17 protein-coding genes are annotated in these 19,877 nt (G+C 41.4%); 10 read left to right on the top strand and 7 right to left on the bottom strand.

Features of this window, described 5'->3' with window-relative positions:
• The first annotated feature begins 98 nt into the window (after nt 1-98).
• From JSY38_RS00840 to JSY38_RS00795, 10 genes are all read left to right on the top strand, one after another.
• Entirely contained in the window at nt 99-1,166 is a 1,068-nt protein-coding gene (locus JSY38_RS00840; RefSeq protein ID WP_181858547.1) for an AraC family transcriptional regulator, read from the top strand.
• Between the two features lie 140 nt (nt 1,167-1,306).
• Nucleotides 1,307-3,076 carry an acyl-CoA dehydrogenase family protein gene (locus JSY38_RS00835; RefSeq protein WP_205114784.1) on the top strand — a complete coding sequence of 590 codons (1,770 nt, stop codon included), beginning with the start codon at nt 1,307-1,309 and terminating at the stop codon, nt 3,074-3,076.
• A 65-nt stretch (nt 3,077-3,141) separates the two neighbouring features.
• Nucleotides 3,142-4,791, top strand: a complete 1,650-nt coding sequence (locus JSY38_RS00830; protein WP_205114782.1) for an electron transfer flavoprotein-ubiquinone oxidoreductase — start codon at nt 3,142-3,144, stop codon at nt 4,789-4,791.
• Nucleotides 4,792-4,907: 116 nt separating this feature from the next.
• Nucleotides 4,908-5,357: a YaiI/YqxD family protein gene (locus JSY38_RS00825; RefSeq protein ID WP_114412528.1), complete on the top strand. Its 450-nt coding sequence runs from the start codon at nt 4,908-4,910 to the stop codon at nt 5,355-5,357.
• 87 nt (nt 5,358-5,444) lie between these two features.
• On the top strand, nt 5,445-6,734 hold the full coding sequence (locus JSY38_RS00820) for an NAD(P)/FAD-dependent oxidoreductase (RefSeq protein WP_114412529.1): 1,290 nt from the start codon (nt 5,445-5,447) through the stop codon (nt 6,732-6,734).
• Between the two features lie 162 nt (nt 6,735-6,896).
• Entirely contained in the window at nt 6,897-7,307 is a 411-nt protein-coding gene (locus tag JSY38_RS00815; protein WP_114412530.1) for a MerR family transcriptional regulator, read from the top strand.
• A gap of 34 nt (nt 7,308-7,341) precedes the next feature.
• On the top strand, nt 7,342-9,945 hold the full coding sequence (locus tag JSY38_RS00810; RefSeq protein ID WP_205114781.1) for a heavy metal translocating P-type ATPase: 2,604 nt from the start codon (nt 7,342-7,344) through the stop codon (nt 9,943-9,945).
• 249 nt (nt 9,946-10,194) lie between these two features.
• The gene (locus tag JSY38_RS00805) at nt 10,195-11,379 is read left to right on the top strand and encodes an MFS transporter (RefSeq protein ID WP_205114780.1); all 1,185 of its coding nucleotides are present in this window, start codon (nt 10,195-10,197) and stop codon (nt 11,377-11,379) included.
• 267 nt (nt 11,380-11,646) lie between these two features.
• Nucleotides 11,647-13,224 carry a sensor domain-containing diguanylate cyclase gene (locus JSY38_RS00800; RefSeq protein ID WP_205114779.1) on the top strand — a complete coding sequence of 526 codons (1,578 nt, stop codon included), beginning with the start codon at nt 11,647-11,649 and terminating at the stop codon, nt 13,222-13,224.
• A gap of 247 nt (nt 13,225-13,471) precedes the next feature.
• Nucleotides 13,472-13,771 carry a hypothetical protein gene (locus tag JSY38_RS00795; protein ID WP_114412533.1) on the top strand — a complete coding sequence of 100 codons (300 nt, stop codon included), beginning with the start codon at nt 13,472-13,474 and terminating at the stop codon, nt 13,769-13,771.
• A gap of 86 nt (nt 13,772-13,857) precedes the next feature.
• Here the strand turns inward: JSY38_RS00795 and yjjG are convergent, their stop codons facing one another.
• The 7 genes from yjjG to JSY38_RS00760 all read right to left on the bottom strand — a co-directional run bounded on the left by yjjG (nt 13,858) and on the right by JSY38_RS00760 (nt 19,868).
• On the bottom strand, nt 13,858-14,538 hold the full coding sequence (gene yjjG, locus JSY38_RS00790; RefSeq protein WP_205114778.1) for a pyrimidine 5'-nucleotidase: 681 nt from the start codon (nt 14,536-14,538) through the stop codon (nt 13,858-13,860).
• 24 nt (nt 14,539-14,562) lie between these two features.
• On the bottom strand, nt 14,563-15,129 hold the full coding sequence (yjjX, locus tag JSY38_RS00785; RefSeq protein WP_205114777.1) for an inosine/xanthosine triphosphatase: 567 nt from the start codon (nt 15,127-15,129) through the stop codon (nt 14,563-14,565).
• Between the two features lie 81 nt (nt 15,130-15,210).
• Nucleotides 15,211-16,308 (bottom strand): chorismate synthase, encoded by a 1,098-nt coding sequence (gene aroC, locus JSY38_RS00780; protein ID WP_114412536.1) that lies wholly within the window; start codon nt 16,306-16,308, stop codon nt 15,211-15,213.
• Between the two features lie 3 nt (nt 16,309-16,311).
• On the bottom strand, nt 16,312-17,226 hold the full coding sequence (prmB, locus tag JSY38_RS00775; RefSeq protein WP_205114776.1) for a 50S ribosomal protein L3 N(5)-glutamine methyltransferase: 915 nt from the start codon (nt 17,224-17,226) through the stop codon (nt 16,312-16,314).
• Between the two features lie 52 nt (nt 17,227-17,278).
• The gene (locus JSY38_RS00770; RefSeq protein ID WP_205114775.1) at nt 17,279-18,043 is read right to left on the bottom strand and encodes a hypothetical protein; all 765 of its coding nucleotides are present in this window, start codon (nt 18,041-18,043) and stop codon (nt 17,279-17,281) included.
• A 161-nt stretch (nt 18,044-18,204) separates the two neighbouring features.
• Nucleotides 18,205-19,221 (bottom strand): signal peptide peptidase SppA, encoded by a 1,017-nt coding sequence (gene sppA, locus JSY38_RS00765; protein WP_205114773.1) that lies wholly within the window; start codon nt 19,219-19,221, stop codon nt 18,205-18,207.
• A gap of 2 nt (nt 19,222-19,223) precedes the next feature.
• Nucleotides 19,224-19,868: an HAD-IA family hydrolase gene (locus tag JSY38_RS00760; protein WP_205114771.1), complete on the bottom strand. Its 645-nt coding sequence runs from the start codon at nt 19,866-19,868 to the stop codon at nt 19,224-19,226.
• Nucleotides 19,869-19,877: the final 9 nt, after the last annotated feature.

The raw sequence follows: 19,877 nt of genomic DNA, 5'->3' as shown, positions 1-19,877 counted from the left end.
TGAAGGTAAAATAAAAAAGGCTGCAGATGCAGCCTTTTTTTATGTTAAAAAAACACCGTAAAATAAAAATTTATTAAGTTCATTTGTGAAATAAGGTGATGTGTGTGAAAGCTTCTGTTCCTATGTCGAGTGTTCGTTATCTTTTGAAGGCTGTTGAAGGTCAAGGGTTAGATCGCCAAGCAGTACTAGACAGCTTAGAAATAACGCAAGATGAGATAGAGCAGAGTGACACTTTTCCAGCATATCGATATGGCATGTTATATCAGAAAATCATGTGGCTCATGCAAGATGAGTCTTTCGGTATGTTAAGTGGCGGTAAGGTTCCGAACGGCACTTTTAGGATGATGTGTCTTTGCATTATACATGCACGAAGTCTTGCTCATGCTTTATATCGCTGTAGCGATTTTTATGAAATTTGTCGTGGTCCAACCGTCAAGCCTGTTCTGATTAAGAAAGGTCGCTTTGCAATGGTGACTTTTGCGCCCTTGGACTCATCTGAAGGCAATATCGATGAGCTGGTCGTACCAGAATCAAAAGAGCAGTTAAGAACCACCCTGTCTATGTGGCATCATTTTATTTGTTGGTTAATAGGGCGACGATTAAATTTAAAGGCGGCTTACTTTACTAGTGAGCGCCCAGATGATGTTGAATACTATAAAACATTATTTCAGTCTGAAGTGAAGTTTAACCAACACGCTAATGCGTTGGTTTTTCCTGCCAGCTATCTTGATATGCCCATAGTACAAACAGAAGACAGTTTGAGAGGCTTTTTAAAAACAGCTCCCTATCAATTGTTAGTCATGGTAGAAAATGACAACAGTCTCAAATCACAAGTGATGGCAATGTTGGGGAAAGACTTTTCTCGCGAAATGCCAAGTGCTGATGAAGTGGCAAGTGCGCTCAATATGAGTGTGTCCACTTTACGTCGACGTCTGAATGATGAAAAGACTTCCTACCAAAACATCAAAGATGATTGTCGAAAAGAAGCCGCGATCACTTATATGAATGCGCCACAGCTAAGTATTAATGATATTGCTGCATTAATGGGATTTGATGAGCCAAGTGCATTTTTCCGTTCGTTTAAAAAGTGGACTGGTATGACGCCGGGCGAATATCGAAAAAGTGAGGAATACCTGAAATTCGGTAAAGCGATGAAACGCCTATAAAATAGGCCGTTAACACAATCAAATTTACTTGATGAATGTTTTTGTTAGAAATATAGGTCTGAATTGTTATTGAGAGATTGGCTTTATTTTTTCATTCTATAGGTATAAATCCGCTCGGATAACTAACCGGAGAATAAAAAATGAGCGAATACCTATACCCAATCAATGACATCTTATTCAGCTTACGTTCCGTTGCTAAAACTGACCGCCTTACACCTTATATAGATGACGCTGTTGATGGCGATCTTTTAGACGCTATTCTTGGTGAAGCTGGCAAATTAGCGGAGCAAGTTATTTCGCCTATAAATGCTAGTGGCGACAAAGAAGGCTCTCGTGTTGAGAATGGCGAGGTTATCGAGGCAAAAGGCTTTAAAGAGGCTTTTAAGGCTTATTCAGAAGGAGGTTGGATAGGGTTGTCTGGTGACCCCGAATACGGTGGCCAAGGCCTACCTTCTTATGTTGCAACGGCTGTCAACGAAGGAGTTCAAGCTGCTAACCTAGCCTTTTCTTTGTGTCCTTTATTAAGTCTTGGTGCAATTGAAGCCATTAGCTTGCATGCGAGTGACGAGTTAAAGGATCTTTACCTTCCTAAAATGTTGGCTGGCGAGTGGGCCGGTACCATGAACCTTACCGAACCTAACGCAGGTTCTGATCTTGCTGCTATCGCGTGTAAAGCTATACCTGACAGAGATGCATTTCGAATCAAAGGTCAGAAAATATTTATAACCTGGGGCGACCACCAAATGACCGATAACATCATTCATTTGGTGTTAGCTCGTTTGCCAAATGCACCTGAAGGTGTAAAAGGTATTTCTTTATTCATTGTGCCAAAATTCCTGTTAGATGATCAGGGTGAGCCTGGTCAACGCAATGATGTTCAAGTTGTTTCTGTAGAGCATAAAATGGGCATTCATGCTTCTCCAACTTGTGTCATGAGTTTTGGTGATAAGGAAGGTGCTGTTGGCTATCTAGTAGGGCAAGAGAATCAAGGTATTAAAGCCATGTTCACCATGATGAACAACGCTAGACAAGGTGTAGGTTTACAAGGCTTAGCCATATCTGAACGAGCATACCAACAAGCATTAGCCTATGCTCTGGAGCGCAAACAAGGAATGAACGCGGATAGAACAGAGCGTGTCGCTATCATTGAGCACCCAGATGTGCTTCGTATGTTAATGACGATGAAGTCGCAGATTGATGCGATGCGTTCGCTTATTTATGTAGCAGCGGTTGAGAATGATATGTCGCATTTTGCTAGTGGAGAAGATCAGAAGCTCGCCATTGCAAGAACGGCTCTTTATACACCGATTGTTAAAGGGTGGATTACTGAACAGGCTCAAGAAATTACTTCCTTAGCAATTCAAGTGCATGGAGGTATGGGTTTTATTGAAGAAACAGGCGTTGCTCAGCACGCTCGTGATGCTCGGATTTTACCGATTTATGAAGGCACGAATGGAATACAGGCGATCGATTTGATTGGCCGTAAACTACATTCCGACAAAGGGGCTGCCATGATGTCTTTGTTAGCAGATATTGAAGCAGAAGTGGTTGAATGGCAAAAATCTAATGTCAGTGATTATGCTGAAAAGGTCCGACTCGTATTAGAGCAAGCAAAAGCAGCTACGCAAACCTGTTTGACTGAAATGGAAAAGAACCCTGTTATAGGAACCGGCTTAGCGTATTCTTATATGATGCTCATGGGGTATTTGATTGGTGCTTGGCTGCAAGTCAGAGCATTATATGCAGCACAGAATGATAGCAAACTTGATAAAGAGCAAAGAGACTCTTGGGAGCATTCAGCAGCATTTTACTGTGATCATGTATTGCCACGCGCTTTTGGGTGCAGTCACTCAATAATGTTTGGGGTTTCAACAGTTGACAAACTAAACAGAAATGCTTTCAATCGATAAAAAGCATTTGATGTTTATAAAGAATGCCCTAAAAATAAAAATGTATCCGTATAGGGAGACAAAACATGTCAGATAGAGAAGTAATGGAATTTGATGTTTTGATCGTTGGTGGTGGGCCTGCTGGGTTATCTGCTGCTTGTCGAATTATGCAAAAAGCACAAGCTGAAGAAAAAGAGATTAGTGTCTGTTTGGTTGAGAAAGGCTCTGAAATAGGAGCACATATTTTATCAGGTGCTGTTGTTGATCCAAAAGCCTTAAACGAACTTTTCCCCGAGTGGCAAGAAATGGGTGCGCCACTACATACTAAAGTTAGTGTGGACGAATTACATTGGCTTGGTTCCGATAGTGCCTCGAAAAAATTCGGTAATTGGATGATTCCAAAAACACTTCATAACGACGGAAATTATATTATTAGCCTAGGTAACTTTTGTCGTTGGCTTGCTGAGCAAGCTGAATCATTAGGTGTTGAGGTTTTCCCCGGTTTCTCTGCCGCTCAGGTTGCCTACGATGATGAGGGTAATGTTGAAGGGGTGATTACCGGAGATATGGGCTTAGCAGAGGATGGTTCAGAAAAAGACGGCTATATGCCAGGAATGATACTTAAAGCTAAGTACACTATTTTTTCAGAAGGCTGTCGTGGGCATCTTGGCAAAGAGCTTCTTGAACGCTTCGATTTAGATAAAGACAAAGCACCTCAGCATTATGGACTTGGTATTAAAGAGTTATGGGATGTTCCAGAAGGTAAAAGTAAACCTGGTACTGTAATTCATACCGCTGGGTGGCCGTTAGGTAATGAAGCTGGCGGTGGTGGTTTTTTGTATCACCTTGAAAACAATCAAGTGGTTGTAGGATTAATTGTCGATCTGAATTACAAGAACCCTTATCTAAGTCCTTACGATGAATTCCAAAAGTATAAGCATCACCCTGTTATTGCAGAGCATTTAAAAGATGCAAAACGTGTTTCTTATGGTGCTAGGGCGATTGCCAAAGGTGGTTGGGCATCTTTACCTAAGATGAGCTTCCCTGGTGGTTTAGTTATTGGTTGTGATGCGGGTACGTTGAATCCTGCGAAGATCAAAGGTACTCATACTGCGATGAAGAGCGGTATGCTAGCAGCAGAAAGTGTTTATGATGCATTGCAGTTAGAAACTCCACCAGCAGATTTAGAGCAATTTAATGATGTGCTGCAAAGCTCTTGGCTAGGAAAAGAGTTACAGCAAGCGCGTAACTTTGTCCCTGTGATGCATAAATTTGGCACTTTCTGGGGTGGCGCATATAACTGGTTGGACCAAAACATTTTTGCTGGTGGGTTGCCACTTACGTTTAAGGATATGATTCCTGATTATGCTTGTATGGAACTAGCTGAGAAGCATGTGGCACCTGAGTATAAAAAGCCAGATGGATTATTAAGCTTTGATAAATTATCTTCTGTGTTCTTGTCGAATACTAACCATGAAGAAAATCAACCATGTCACCTGAAATTAAAAGATGCTGCTATTCCAATACAAAGTAACCTGCCTAAATATAGTGAGCCTGCTCAACGGTATTGTCCGGCAGGGGTGTATGAGGTAGTAGAGTCTAATGGTGAATCTATTTTCCAAATTAACTCACAGAATTGCGTTCATTGTAAAACCTGTGATATTAAAGACCCAGCACAAAATATCACTTGGGTGACACCTGAGGGTTCTGGTGGTCCGAACTACCCAAATATGTAGTATTTCAAAGGGTTTGCGCAGACGGATCACTTATATGTGCTCCGTTTGTTCTTATTCACTACTGGATTTCATATTTCGACTGATCAATAATAGTGCCCTACAAAAAGGGGAATTCTATGCGCTTGTGGGTCGACGCCGACGCCTGTCCTAATGTTATTAAAACCATTCTTTTCCGTGCCGCTGAGCGAGTTGAAATTCCTTGTATCTTAGTGGCTAATCAAGCCATATCCATTCCGCCATCAAAATGGATAGAACGCCGCGTAGTTAGTTCTGGCTTTGATGTTGCCGATAATTACATCGTTGACAATATCAATATTCACGATTTAGTGATCACTGCAGATATTCCTTTGGCATCTGAAGTTATTGAAAAGGGTGCGTTAGCCATAAATCCTCGTGGTGAACTTTATACCAAAGAAAACATAAAGCAGCGTTTAGGAATGCGAGATTTTATGGAGCAGATGCGTTCATCTGGTGTGCAAATGGGCGGACCAGCAACCTTTAATCAACAAGATAGAATGGCGTTTGCAAATACATTGGATAAGCTGTTAGCCCAAAGAGTGAAATAAAAACTGCTTGGAAAGTCTCATTGAATAATTTGGAAAGTGTTTTGATGATTGCTTTCAAAATTATTTAACGTTTATAGGTGATTTTGTATGAAGAAAATCGTAGTTGTTGGTGGTGGCGCTGGTGGCTTGGAGTTAGTAACCAAGTTAGGGCATGCCTTTGGGAAAAAACGTCAAGCTGATGTTGTGCTCATTGACCGAAGCCAGACGCATATTTGGAAGCCTCTTTTGCATGAAGTTGCGACTGGATCATTAGATATAAATAGCGATGGTTTAAATTATCGAGCGCACGCGGCCAAGCATCACTACCAGTTTCAGTTAGGTACCTTGATGGGAGTCGACCCTGAAGCTAGAACGCTAAGATTGGATTCTTTGTCTGATGACATGGGGCATGTTGTCCTACCAGAACGTACCATCTCTTATGACGTTCTGATTATGGCTGTAGGTAGTGTCAGTAATGATTTTGGCACGCCAGGGGTTTCTGATCATTGCTACTTCCTCGACTCTCACAAACAAGCTGAACGTTTCCAGCAAGCCTTATTGAATCAATTCTTGCGTGTTCATCAAGAAGGCTCAGACGCTAAACTCAAACTCGCCATTGTTGGTGGTGGGGCAACAGGTGTTGAATTATCTGCGGAGTTGTTTCATGTCGCAGATATGCTAAAAGCGTATGGTATGCCTGAAATGTCTGGTAAACGGGTTCAAGTGCAATTAATTGAAGCTGGGCAACGAATTCTTCCAGCTCTGCCTGATCGCATTGCGTCATTAGCAACTAAAGAGCTGGTTCGTCTTGGCGTTACGGTTAGTCAAAACACTCGAGTAGTGCGTGCTTATGACGGTGGGTTTCAAACCGCCGATGAAGGAAGTATTGAAGCTGATCTAATGATATGGGCTGCAGGTGTTAAGGCGCCAGATTTTGTAGCCGATATAGAAGGTTTTGAGACGACACGTAACAACCAAATATTGGTTAAAGGGACATTGCAAACAACAAACTTTGACAACATTTATGTGATTGGAGATTGCTGCGCCTGCAAGCAGCCCGATGGGTCTTTTGTGCCGCCTAGAGCGCAGTCGGCTCACCAAATGGCAGCGTTGGTTTTTAATAATATTAAGGCATCTTTTTTGAGTGAACCATTAAAAGAATATACTTATAAGGACTATGGGTCTTTGGTGAACTTGAGTAGTTACAGTACTGTGGGAAGTCTTATGGGGAATTTAATGGGCGGCTCAATGTTTATTGAAGGTCGCCTTGCTCGTTTCGTTTATGTTTCTTTATACAGACTTCACCTGATCGCAATACATGGCTGGATTAAAGCAACAGTCATTATGGCTGCACAAAAAATAGGTAAAGTCGTTAAGCCTAAGCTGAAACTACACTAATATATTTAACAATTTTTCCGTTAAAAAAACCGAGCCATTTTGAGCTCGGTTTTTTTTTGCTCAACATTTTCGCACGCAAATTATTATAAAGTTGACCTATGTGCTACCCATAGGTTTTACACTGGGGTTATTGTTTCAAAAAATAAAGGCTAAGGAGTCCCTATGCGAGTGAGTGAACTGGCTAAAAAAAGCAAGGTAACGGCTGAGACTGTGCGTCACTACACTAGGCTTGGACTGATTAGTGCAGATCGTGATCCAAATAATGGTTATCAAATATTCGATAAAGTGGCTTTGCAGCGATTGAACTTTATTCGCCAAGCCAGTGAATTGGGTTTTAGCTTGAAGCAGATCGAAGAGATTTTTCAGCATTCCGATAGTGGGGACTCTCCTTGCCCAATGGTTCGAGATTTGTTGGAAAAGAAAGTTCCAGAAACCAAATCAAAAATAGCCCAGCTGCAGGCTCATTTAATCAAGATGGAGGACGCTCTAGCTGCGTGGGAGAACATGCCAAATGGTGCGCCTGATGGTCATTCCATCTGCTGTTTGATTGAAGATTGGGAAGATGTCAAGTAAGACGATTAAGCGCGCTACTAAGAGGAAGGTTGAAATGACACAAACAGATTCAAAAATAGCTGATCAAAATGCAGTGCTTACATTGAAGGTTACTGGAATGTCTTGCCAAGGCTGCGTATCGAAAGTGCGCAAGCTTATCCAAGAGAAAAGCCCAGAAGCAATCATCGAAGGTATGCCGAAAGAGCATAAACTAGCTGTTACGTCGGATTTAGATTTGGCAACTATTGAAGCCATCGTTCAGGAGGCTGGTTATCATTCAGTGGGGTTGTTTAGTTTTGATGAGCTAGCTCATTCAAATAGCAGGAAAGGAGTCGACATAGACAAAGAGGTTACAGGTAAACAGCAGGGCAGCTCCGATAAAGTAGACGACTCTGTTAACTATCAATTTTCTATTGGTGGGATGACCTGTGCCGGTTGTGTTAATACAGTACAAAAGGCGTTGTTGAATTCTGAGGGCGTTATTTCCGCAGACGTTAATTTCGCAAGCCATACAGCACAAGTCGTCACTAAAGGTTCTTCGGATGCATTAATCAAAGCAGTGGAGAATTCAGGCTATCACGCAAACCTTATCCTTGATGCTGAAAAAAATGAAGAAGAGCGAGGTGAAAGGGAGCTTGCTGAGTATCGCTATAAACGTAGATCATCGGCGCTGGGTTTAGGTCTAGGGGTCCCCTTGATGCTATATGGTTTGTTGGGCGGAAGCATGATGGTGAGCTCGCTCACTGATAGGGTTGTTTGGTTTGTTGTTGGTGTTGCGTCACTGTTGATTATGGTAAGTGCCGGTAAGCATTATTTTCGTGGCGCCTGGAAAGCCTTTATTAGCCATCAGGCTAATATGGATTTATTAATCGCGTTAGGCACTGGTAGTGCTTGGTTATACTCAATGTTAGTTGTGCTTGCGCCTATGACTTGGTTGCCTGATAACGCTCGTCACTTATATTTTGAAGCTGCAGTTATGATCATTGGTTTAATCAATCTTGGTCAAGCATTAGAGTTGAGAGCGCGTCGTAAAACGAGCCAAGCCTTGCATCGGCTTTTAGACTTACGTCCTAAAATGGCCACTCTGGTAGATGGTGATACCGAATCTCTTATAAATGTGTCAGATATCAAAGTAAATGACATTTTGCGGGTTCGCTCTGGTGACAAAATTCCTGTTGATGGCGAAGTCATAGAGGGTCTTTCGACAGTAAATGAATCCATGCTGACAGGTGAAGCAGCGCCAATAGAAAAGAGTTCTGGGAGCTTGTTATCCGCTGGTACCGTAAACGGACAAGGCAGCTTACTATTTAAAGCAACCCGAGTTGGATCTGAGACCTTACTGGCTCAGATTATAACCATGGTGGGAAAGGCGCAAAACTCAAAACCACCGATTAGTGTGTTAGCCGACAAAGTGTCTTCTATTTTTGTGCCAAGCGTGGTCATTATCGCTATTATGACAGCACTTGCTTGGTTTAACCTTTCTATATTTGATGTGGGCAATGACTCTGTCTTTTCCTACATGTTGGTAACAACCATTTCAGTACTGATAATTGCTTGCCCATGTGCTTTGGGGTTAGCAACACCTATTTCTACAATGATAGGGATAGGTAAAGCTGCAGAATATGGTGGCCTTATTCGTAACGGTGAAGCCTTACAAAGAGCAAGTGAATTGACTGTTGTGGTGCTGGATAAGACGGGCACTATTACAGAAGGCAAACCAAAAGTCGTAAATGAAACATTAAGTGAGCAAGCTCATAAAGGTTTTGTGGCTCAGGTAGTTTCATCTTTAGAGGCGCGAGCCAACCATCCTTTGGCGGATGCTTTATCGGAGTATTGTCAGGCGGATGCTGCAGAAAAAGAAAGCGTTGCCCTGGATGAGTTTGAATCATTGGTTGGCTTAGGTGTGAAAGGGCGTATTGAAGGAAAGACTTATTATCTTGGTAATGAGCGTCTGATGAAAGAAAAGGTGGTTTCTCTAGATTTAAATACTCCTGATCGGCAATACAATACGGCAACCCGTGTCTATCTTTCTGATGATACTGCGTTATTGGCTGTTTTCTATGTTGAAGACTCCATTAAACAAGGCGTTAAAACAGCTATTTCGAACTTCAAAGAACAGGGTTTAAAAGTCGTTATGTTGACTGGGGATAACCCAGAAACAGCCGCTTCAGTAGCCAATACAGTTGGTATTGAAGATTATCATGCGCAACTGATGCCAGATGATAAGTTGAACTGGGTTAAGAAGCTTCAAGCCCAAGGCGAAGTGGTTGGAATGATTGGTGATGGCATCAACGATGCTCCTGCTTTAGCTCAGGCCGATGTGGGCTTTGCGATGGGGGCAGGAACCGATGTTGCTATGGAAAGCGCTGATATCACTTTGATACATAATGACTTAAACGGTGTCGCTGATGTTATTCAAATAAGCTCAGCTACCTTAAGGAATATTAAGCAGAACTTATGGGGGGCATTTACCTATAACAGTTTAGGTATTCCTATTGCTGCGGGGATTTTATTTCCGTTTACTGGATGGTTATTAAGTCCTGTTATTGCTGGCGCCGCAATGGCTTTATCATCAGTCACTGTCGTCACTAATGCTAATAGACTTAGATTGTTCCGTATTTCTCGTTCAAATCAAAACAGTGCTGAGGAGGATAAATGAGCATAATCATTAATATGATAGGTTTTTTGCTAATTATGTTTGTTGTTTACTGGTTTTGGTGGCCACGCCATCATAAATAAGCCCAGTAACTATCATTAAGAGAACTTTTCAATAAGCAATCATGCTGCAAGTGTTGTAAAATATTTACATTGATTAATAAGCCAAGAGTGCAAGCTCTTGGCTTATTTTGTTTTTAACTCTACGCCATTATTTCTACTAACAAATCTTGAATTAAACTTGGGAGCTTTTATGCTTGCTTATCAGTGGGGCATTTTCGCCATTGCATTAGGGACTTTTGGAATAGGGACAACCGAGTTCATGCCTATGGGCTTGTTACCGGTTATAGCGGATGGTGTGAATGCCTCCATTCCGGCTGCTGGTTTGTTAATTAGTGCTTATGCTGTTGGTGTAATGATAGGTGCTCCTTTAATTACTTTGTATTTGACGCGATACAGTCACAAAACGTCTTTGATTGCGTTGATGGTAGTTTTCGTTATCGGTAATGTGCTATCAGCTATTTCTATTAACTATGAGACATTCTTAGTGTCTCGTGTGATCACTAGCCTTTCTCACGGTGCCTTTTTTGGTATCGGTGCCGTTGTGGCAATGAATCTTGCACCTATTAACAAAAAAGGCTCTGCAGTAGCGTCCATATTTTTGGGCTTAACCATTGCAAATATAGTTGGTGTTCCGATTACTACCTGGCTGGGCCAGACTTTCGATTGGCGAATTTCTTTTGCAGTAACCGCCGTATTAGGTATTGTGGCGATTGTTGGTATTACCCGCAGTTTACCTGCTATGGCTAAAGCGGTTCGACCCGATGTAAAAAATGAACTTAAAGCGATCATGCAGCCTGCTGCATTGCGAGCATTCTCGACTACAGTTTTATGTGCGGGTTCCATGTTTACGCTTTATACCTATATCGCTCCTATTATGCAGACTTTAGCGCAAGCATCTGATAACGCCATCGCCACTATGCTGATGCTTGTTGGTATAGGCTTTACCTTAGGAAATTACATTAGTGGAAAAGTAACCGATAAATCTCCAGATTTCGCGCTGTTTACTTTTCTATCTTTACAGATATTAGTGCTCTTGATGTTTCGCTTTACCTCAACAACGGTCGTTGGTGCTGGATTGACAACTTTATTATGGGGCGTGGTCATTTTTGGTAGTGGGCCTCCATTGCAAATGCAGGTTATGAGAATTGCAGACAAAGCACCAGGCTTAGCATCTTCTATTAATATTGGTGCATTTAATTTAGGTAATGCATTAGGCGCTGCTTTAGGCGGATTAGTGATAAGTATTGGCTTTAGTTTTGACTGGGTTCCAAGTGCTGCTGCTGTTTTATCTTTCCTCGCACTAATTATGGTTTGGCTAAATCGTCGTATAAGAGCGACCGCACCTGCAGACTTAAGCCATGAAAAAGCGGCTTAAGGTGACTGTATTTTTTGCTAAATAGAAGGGCGCTTAATGCGCTCTTTTTTATGCTTCTTCAAGCTCGTTTCATACTTTGCTGTTGAATTTTATAAGTTGAGACATGACGTATCGATAATGCACATTGTTTAATCGTATGTATCATGATTGAATGATAAATATTTTTTAAATGATAATGGTCTCGATCAATTGAAGCACAACAGCCTGTTGGCTTTTATGCCAATACCTAATAAATAATGCTTAAACCAATGCAACGGATGTACTGTTTTGACTACGTTAAGAAGTAAGTTTTTCAAGCTAAATCGTCTCATTTTATTTTTGGCACTGACCGCGACAGTTTTAACCTTCGCGAATAGTTTTTATTCAAACTACGAAGTGCAGAAGGAGCAGCTAATTAAGCAGTCAATTGAGGTAAACAGAGCCTACGCCAGTAAGCTAGCTGATACTACAGAGGTGTTCATAGCGTCATCCAAACAACAACTGGTTTATGCGGCTAGCTCTTTGTTCGACAAAATGGATGATGAAGAGTATTTACAAGCAGAAGCCAATAGATTGAAATTTCAAACAGACAGCTTTAATTCTGTGGTTATAAGTGATGCAACAGGGTTAACGCAAGCGGCTTCACCAGAGACGCTAGATTTAGTTGGAAGGCAACTTAAATCCGCCGGTAGTTTAGAGGCTATAGAGGAAAAAAAACTACTTGTTAGCCACCCATACCTTTCTACTTTAAAGAACTTGATAGTATTTCTTTCAGCACCAGTCTTTGATTTCAGCGGCAACTATCTAGGCTTTCTTGGCGGTTCTATCTACCTAAAAAGTCCTAATATTTTGAGTGAAATATTGGGTGAGCATCATTATAAAAACGGCTCTTACATCTACGTGATCGACCAAGATAAACAAATTCTATACCATCCAGAGAAAAATAGAATCGGCTCTTTCCTCGCCGAAAATGATGGTGTTGATGAGATTCTGAAACAGAAAGAAGGAGGGATGTCACTGACAAATAGCAGAGGGGTTAAAATGCTTGCTGGTTATTCGACTATTCCTAGTACCGGCTGGGTCGTTGTCACGCAGAGCCCAATGGAATCCACGTTGACGCCTTTAATAGGCATTATGGAGAAGGTGATTTTACGTACTTTACCCATGGCTTTAGCTGTTTTCTTGTTTATTTGGTTATTTGCACGAGCCATATCTCGTCCTCTTCAGGAGTTAGCTGAAAAAGCTGGGGCGCTTGATAGCCCTACAGTTAATGAAGAAATAGAAGGTATTGATTCGTGGTATGTAGAAAGCTTAGGACTTAAAAAGGCCATGCTAAGCGGGGTTAAGCTTGTTCAAAATCAAATTGGCGAACTAAAACGAGATGCAGAAACGGATCCATTAACTGGTGCGAATAACCGCCGAGCTTTTCAGCTTAAGCTCAAACAACTTACTTTGCTGGAAATGCCGTTTTCTGTTTTAGCATTAGACATTGATTACTTTAAACGTATTAATGATAACTACGGTCATAGTGTTGGTGATGATGTTCTAAAGCAACAAACTAAAATATTAAACCGCTTTTGCCGTGATGGTGATATGGTGGCTCGAACTGGCGGTGAAGAATTTGTGTTGTTGTTAAAAGAAACGACTGCGGATGATGCATTTTTGATAGCTGAACGATTACGGATTGCCATTTCAGAGGAAGCCTTTGACGTTGTAGGAAATATTACTGTATCAATCGGTGTGGCTGCCTGGTTTGTAGAAAGTGGATTAACAGTAGCAGAAACTTTGTCACTTGCTGATCATGCATTGTATGAAGCTAAAGGACAGGGTCGTAACCGTAGCATTATTGCAGATAAAGATATTTGAATAGATTTCAAAAGATTTAGCGGTTAAAGGCCGCTATTTCCAATTAAACACTATTTCCGATAATAACATTTATCGGAAATAGTTTGGTTGTATACGGCTCTATGTGAACCCCAAAAAGCCTTTTACTCTTGCGCCACAAAATCATGCACATGCAGCGTAAAAAATCATCTCTCGTCATTTTTCTGTAACGTAACTCTTTCATTATAGTTTTGTTAACTTTAAAAAATATATTTATACAGGTGATCTTATGAAGAAAAATAAACTGATTATTGCTGCGTTGCTTGCTGGTTCCCTTAGTGCTTGTTCTTCAATGTCTTCTGAAGATTCTATGGCGTCCAAATACGACATCAATGGGTTTACAACAAAAGTTGAAGACGGTCGTCTTTGGGTCTTTGAAGAAGGTTCCAAAGAGTTAGAATTCTTTAAAGAGCATGGTGAGCCAGCAAAACAATTTACAAATATTGGTGCTGGACCAAACGGCATGACAGTTAAATCAGCAAGCCAAGAAACCTTAGATAAGTATCTGTCCGCTACAAAAAGTAAGTAATAAAATATTCTTGCAATATCCCCCATATAAATAATTTTCAGTTTGTATGGGGGATTTTTGTATTGGATTATATAGACCCTGATGCCCTATTTTGATTTCAACCAAACCAGTAAATCTACCAAGGAATTAATCTGGAGAGTTGGAGTTATCTCCATTGGATGCTCTTTGTTGTGATGGTTTAGCCAGCACGTATCAATTCCAAAGTTGTTTCCGCCTAGAATATCCGACTCCAAGGTATCACCAACCATAAGTATGTGCTCTTTGATTGGTGAGCCCATTTGTTCTAAAGCGTATTCAAAGATCTTCGCGTGTGGTTTCGCAACGCCAACGAGCTCAGAAATAACCACTGGTGAGAAATATGGCAAAAAGCCAGTTCGTTCTAATCGGATCTGTTGTAGCTGGACAAAACCATTGGTAATGATGCCCATTTTTACGTTATTTTCATGTAAATGCGTTACGAGTTCTACAGCACCTGGTAACGTTTTACAGATATCCGCCATAGAGTCTAAAAACTGCTTATTAAGCTCTTTAGTGCTTATAGCCAGTCTATCGCTCCATAGCTTGAAGCGCCTAGTTTGTAATTGCTCTGCATTAATCTGATTGTTTTGATATTCCACCCAGAGCTGCTTATTTACAACTTGGTATTCATCGTATTCTGCTTTTTCAAAAGTAACGCCATGTTGCGCAAACATGTGTTTTAGGCCGGCGAAATTATCGAAATGAAATAGCGTTTCGTCAGCGTCGAATAAGACCCATTTATATTTCATCGTATCTGCTACTTATATAGGTGTTTAAATGTAATGTTCTGGGTGTAACGCAGGAGCAAGAGCAAGCACTAAAGCTTGGGTGTACACGCTTTCTCTTGTGGCTGCATGATTAGTAAACAAGCCTATGGCGCCGCCTTTTTGTCGGATGTTATCTGTATTAAATAACTCATCCATAACGTCGCCTAATTCATCATTGCTTAGTAAGCGTTGATAAACTTTATTCGGCAAAGGCAAATTAGCTGAACGTCCTGTCATTAAATGCCCTTCACTGTTTAAAATGGCGACGTAAGCAAAGGTAGCTGCGCCCTCCTCAAATTCATCGACACCACCTTCCATTGCTACAAAGAAATTCATATCTTGGTGGCTAGCATGGTTCTCAAAACAATAGCGAGCGCGGTTCTGTGCGCCAAGACGGGTTTCTGCTTCGGTCATGGGCTGATCAGCAACACCAGAAGGTGCATGCATTTCTTCGCAATGAATGATGTGATTAGGAAAAACCTGCGAAAAAGCCTGTCTAGCAGCATTTACTTTGACTGGATTGGTTGATCCAACACAAACTCGAATAACGGTGGAGCCTAGTTTGTTAGCCATTTAGTTGCCTCAATTAAAAATGTAACAATAAAAAAGCCGCTATAATTGTTATAGCGGCTTAGTATTTAGACTATTGTAAGCTTATGCTTGCCCTTTAATAATAGGCGTTGGACAAACAACATCGGCATTTTGGGCTCTGTGTCTTAGCAAATGATCCATAATGGTCAAAGCTAACATAGCTTCTGCGATAGGCGTTGCTCTTATGCCAACACATGGATCATGTCGACCCTTTGTAATAACGTCGATCGAGTTGCCTGCGCGGTCGATGCTTTTACCTGGGATCGTGATGCTTGATGTTGGTTTTAGTGCCATGTGAACAACAATATCTTGCCCTGATGAAATTCCACCCAACACGCCGCCAGCATGATTGCTTAAAAAGCCTTCAGGCGTCATCTCGTCACGATGTTCGCTGCCTTTTTGTTCAACAACATCAAAACCGTCACCAATTTCCACGCCTTTCACTGCGTTAATACTCATAATGGCTTTGGCGATGTCAGCATCTAAGCGATCAAAAACTGGCTCACCTAAGCCTGGCATAAGGTTTTTCGCAATAACCGTAATCTTCGCACCTACTGAATCACCTTCACGACGAAGTGCTGTCATGTATTCTTCGAGCTGTGGAATAGCGTCAGGATCTGGGCTGAAGAAGCTATTTTCATAAACTTGGCTTAAGTCTTTAACTTCTAACTTTATTGGGCCTAGTTGCGATAGGAAGCCTTGGATTTCGATACCAAATTGTTGTTTCAAGTATTTCTTTGCAATGGCGCCAGCGGCAACACGCATCGCAGTTTCACGAGCAGATGAACGACCGCCACCACGATAATCGCGAAAACCGTATTTTTGATCATAGGTATAATCAGCGTGAGCAGGACGGAAAGTATCTGCAATATTACCGTAGTCTTTAGAGCGCTGATCGGTGTTTTCTATGATTAAGCCAATTGGTGTGCCCGTGGTTTTGCCTTCAAACACACCTGACATGATTTTAACTTCGTCAGCTTCGCGACGTTGTGTGGTGTGTTTTGATGTTCCAGGTTTACGCAGGTCTAAGTCACGCTGAAGATCTGCTTCACAAATCTCAATGCCTGGAGGGCAACCATCTACAATGGCGCCAAGCGCAAGACCGTGACTTTCACCAAAAGTGGTGACTTTAAAAAGTGTTCCAAATGTATTACCAGACATAGTTTATTTCTGCTCTTGTAATAGTTCGCTAAGTTGTTCTTTCGTTAGGATAAAAACACCATTACCACCCTGCTCTAATTCAACCCACATAAAGGGGGTGTGAGGGTAAGCAGCTTGTAACGCTACTTCGGTGTTTCCTACTTCGTATACTAATATACCGTCATCTTGCAGATAATGCGCGACTTGGGCTAAAAATTCGTGGGTAAAATTAAGTCCATCTTCACCGGATGTTAAGGCCAATTCTGGCTCGTTATGGAACTCAGCTGGCGCGCTTTCAAAGTCCTCGGCATCTACATAAGGTGGATTGCAAATAATAAGATCGTATTGTTTGCCTGCTAAGCCTTTAAACATATCTGAGTGAATGGCATGAACTCTGTCTTCCACTTGATGGCGCTGAATATTCTCATTGGCCACTAAAAGTGCCGCTTCGCTGATGTCTGAAATATCGACTTCAGCATCTTCAAACACTAGGGCTGCGGCAATGCCTAAACAGCCTGAGCCGGTGCACATATCTAAAATATTTAATGGGTAGTTTTTTAGCCAAGGGGTAAATTCGCTTTCAAGTAGCGAGATAATCGGTGAGCGCGGAATTAAGGTGTCTTTGGTGACTTTAAATGGCAACCCCATAAACCAAGCTTCGCCTAACAAGTACGGTAATGGCTCGCGCTTGGTGATACGTGTCTGAACAAGTTTAAGAATGTGCTTTTTTTCATCATAAGTCAGTGCGCAGTCCAGCATATCACGATCAAAATCGAGAGGAAGCTTTAACGCGCCCATTACGAGTTGAACCGCTTCGTCCCATGGATTATCTGTACCATGACCGTAAAACAAGTTCGTTTGTTGAAAACGGCTGAATGTCCAACGAATGTAGTCTTTGATGGTGGTTAAATCTCGAACGGCTGTTTGTTTGTAGCTCATCTTCTCTTCTTAATTTGAATGCACGGATACGGCGAATGAGGCATTATAGCGGTTATTGTTTTGGGCCTCTATCTTTGCGTTGCGTGGTTTTCATTGAACTGGTTAATGCATCAAGTTTTTTTGTCATTTCTTGCCATTTTTTCGCTTCATCTGCTGTCTTATCGTTTTGATGTTCTTCGAGCATTACGGTTAATTTTACGTTTTCTTCGGTTAGCTTTATAAGCTGATTGTCTTGCTTGGCGAGATCTACTTCTTTTTGAGCAAGATTAATTCTGAACTCTGTACTTTCTTTTTGCTCTTGTTTGAGCTGATTTGTTAGTACTGAATTTTGAGCAATGACCTCTTGGTATCTTTGTTCGCTAAAAGCAAGTTTCTGTCGGAGCGATTCGGCTTCATTGCATACTTTCTTGTGTTCCGACGTTAATGTGTCATGCGCTGTTTGTAGCTCTATTAATGCTGAAGATAAAGACAGATAACCGCTTTGTGTTGCTTCTTGCTTAAGCTTTTGATGCTGCTCTATGTCGGACGACTTTTCATCAAGCAATTTCCCGAGGTTTTGAGTGACTTCTCTTGAGAATCGTTTAAAAACAGGAAGCAACACGTCATTGAGCTCGCTTAATTCATTTTGCTGCTGTTCTTTATAGGTTTCTTCCCAGTCAGTAATCGCATTTAGAAAAGTGGTGTTTGAACAACGTCGTCCATCCTTTTGTAGAAAGTACTCAGTTAAGCGAGGGATATTGGGGAAGTGGTTTTTTTCAATCAAATCCCAACAGGCTTGGTGAATTTCTTCTCTTGCTATGTTCGCTTTACGAGCCATCAATTGTCTCCAAGTCTAAATATGATAATTTATATAATTATTTTATCTTATTTATGAATTTAATCAAACGGGTAGCTTCATCCATCATGAACCGACATCTGAGTGTTAATTTTAGGCAATAAAAAAGCTCCCGTAGGAGCTTAGTAGCATTGCGATTGAAATTATTGAATACTCGTTGTGTTGATGACTTTTGTTGCCATTTCCACACCAAATTCTTTGGCTAGCTCTTTCCATGAGTCTTGTTTTGGCTCATAAACAACAGGTTCAGCATCTGGAAAGCGTGAGTCTAATATGCCATTTACACTAGCTAAACCATCGAGAAGACCAATTTTTACAGCCTGAGAGCCAGTAAATACCATGCCAGAGAAAACATCATCTGTAATGACTAGCCTATCACCACGACCTTCTTTAACAGCATTGATAAACTGCTGATGAGTTTCATCCAATACGGCCTGCCATTTTAATTTTGCTTCTTCTGTCATTGGGGCAAACGGATCAAGAAAGGCCTTATTGCGTCCTGCAGTGAAAGTACGTCGCTCTACACCAATTTTCTCTAATAAGTTACTTGCATCAAAACCAGATGAAATTACGCCAATAGAGCCCACTAAGCTGGCTTTATCTGCGTAAATCTCATTTGCAGCAGATGCTATGTAATATCCGCCAGAAGCCGCCATATCCTCAACAACCACGATAACCGGGATTTCTGGATAGTTTTGCTCTTTGGCGCGAATGGCATCATAAATAATACCGGAATGCACTGGGCTACCGCCCGGACTATTCATTTCAATAACGACACCTTTTAAGCGAGAGTTGCGATAGGCAGCATCAAGCAAACCTACAAATTCTGAGGACTCTATTTCATTATCAGCACCGATGACACCACGCATAGGGATCATGGCGACAATGTCCCCTTCTAGGGTGACGTCTTGAAAGTTTGATTTTGCAAACCAAGCTCCAATCACAGCCAAGAAAATAGCGAGCGTGGTAAAACGAAAGAAAATTTTCCAGCGCCTAGCGCGGCGTTTTTCAATAAGGTTTTCACTGAGTGTTTTTTCCAGTAATGACCATATTTCTTTGTTTGGGTCTCTCTCTGTCTCTGATTTTTCTTCTGTCGTTGCTTGCGGGCTTTCGGTTTTTTTAAGTGACTGCTCGCGATCTTCGTCTTCTGTCCAACTCATTTCTATAGCCCTAAAATATTTGATAGTTGATTGAAATCTTTAATGATAGCGTGTGGCTGACAAGCTCTTAGGCGCTCCTCTTGATGTGCGCCATAAGTCACTCCAATGCTTTTCATTCCAGCATTGGTTGCCATGTTTAGATCGTATTCTGTATCGCCAATCATGATGGCGTGTTCTGGGAGAATATCCAGTTCTGCTAATATTTGGTTAAGCATAAGGGGATCTGGTTTTGATACGGCCTCATCTGCGCAGCGGGAAGTTAGGAAGTAATTGTTGGTGTTTGTCAGCGACATGACTCGATTAAGTCCACGACGGCTTTTTCCAGTTGCTACTGCCATCTTGACGCCTGCAGCATGAAGTTTATCAAGCACATTCATGACGCCAGGATACGCTAGTGGTGGTACTTGATCTGATGCAACGTAAAGTGTTTTGTAATGTTCGATAATGTCATTCTGCATTTGCGGTGAACATTCAGGCCAAACTGTATGGACTGCTTTGTCGAGAGACAAACCTATAATGTTCTTTATGTCATCTTTTGTTTTGAGCGGTGCACCTACGTTTAGACCTGCTTCTAACATACTTAGACAAATTTTGTCGATAGAGTCGAATAAGGTACCGTCCCAATCAAAAATAACTAACTTAACCATAGATACCTC

The sequence above is a fragment of the Marinomonas foliarum genome, assembly GCF_016906065.1.
GTDB classification, from domain to species: domain Bacteria; phylum Pseudomonadota; class Gammaproteobacteria; order Pseudomonadales; family Marinomonadaceae; genus Marinomonas; species Marinomonas foliarum.
This window is presented reverse-complemented; position numbering and strand designations above follow the sequence as displayed.

Bases quoted from the DNA above. Each gene is read 5' to 3' on its own strand.
- JSY38_RS00840 (WP_181858547.1), top strand. From the start codon at position 99: ATGTGTGTGAAAGCTTCTGTTCCTATGTCGAGTGTTCGTTATCTTTTG.
- JSY38_RS00835 (WP_205114784.1), top strand. From the start codon at position 1,307: ATGAGCGAATACCTATACCCAATCAATGACATCTTATTCAGCTTACGT.
- JSY38_RS00830 (WP_205114782.1), top strand. From the start codon at position 3,142: ATGTCAGATAGAGAAGTAATGGAATTTGATGTTTTGATCGTTGGTGGT.
- JSY38_RS00825 (WP_114412528.1), top strand. From the start codon at position 4,908: ATGCGCTTGTGGGTCGACGCCGACGCCTGTCCTAATGTTATTAAAACC.
- JSY38_RS00820 (WP_114412529.1), top strand. From the start codon at position 5,445: ATGAAGAAAATCGTAGTTGTTGGTGGTGGCGCTGGTGGCTTGGAGTTA.
- JSY38_RS00815 (WP_114412530.1), top strand. From the start codon at position 6,897: ATGCGAGTGAGTGAACTGGCTAAAAAAAGCAAGGTAACGGCTGAGACT.
- JSY38_RS00810 (WP_205114781.1), top strand. From the start codon at position 7,342: ATGACACAAACAGATTCAAAAATAGCTGATCAAAATGCAGTGCTTACA.
- JSY38_RS00805 (WP_205114780.1), top strand. From the start codon at position 10,195: ATGCTTGCTTATCAGTGGGGCATTTTCGCCATTGCATTAGGGACTTTT.
- JSY38_RS00795 (WP_114412533.1), top strand. From the start codon at position 13,472: ATGAAGAAAAATAAACTGATTATTGCTGCGTTGCTTGCTGGTTCCCTT.
- yjjG (WP_205114778.1), bottom strand. From the start codon at position 14,538: ATGAAATATAAATGGGTCTTATTCGACGCTGACGAAACGCTATTTCAT.
- yjjX (WP_205114777.1), bottom strand. From the start codon at position 15,129: ATGGCTAACAAACTAGGCTCCACCGTTATTCGAGTTTGTGTTGGATCA.
- aroC (WP_114412536.1), bottom strand. From the start codon at position 16,308: ATGTCTGGTAATACATTTGGAACACTTTTTAAAGTCACCACTTTTGGT.
- prmB (WP_205114776.1), bottom strand. From the start codon at position 17,226: ATGAGCTACAAACAAACAGCCGTTCGAGATTTAACCACCATCAAAGAC.
- JSY38_RS00770 (WP_205114775.1), bottom strand. From the start codon at position 18,043: ATGGCTCGTAAAGCGAACATAGCAAGAGAAGAAATTCACCAAGCCTGT.
- sppA (WP_205114773.1), bottom strand. From the start codon at position 19,221: ATGAGTTGGACAGAAGACGAAGATCGCGAGCAGTCACTTAAAAAAACC.
- JSY38_RS00760 (WP_205114771.1), bottom strand. From the start codon at position 19,868: ATGGTTAAGTTAGTTATTTTTGATTGGGACGGTACCTTATTCGACTCT.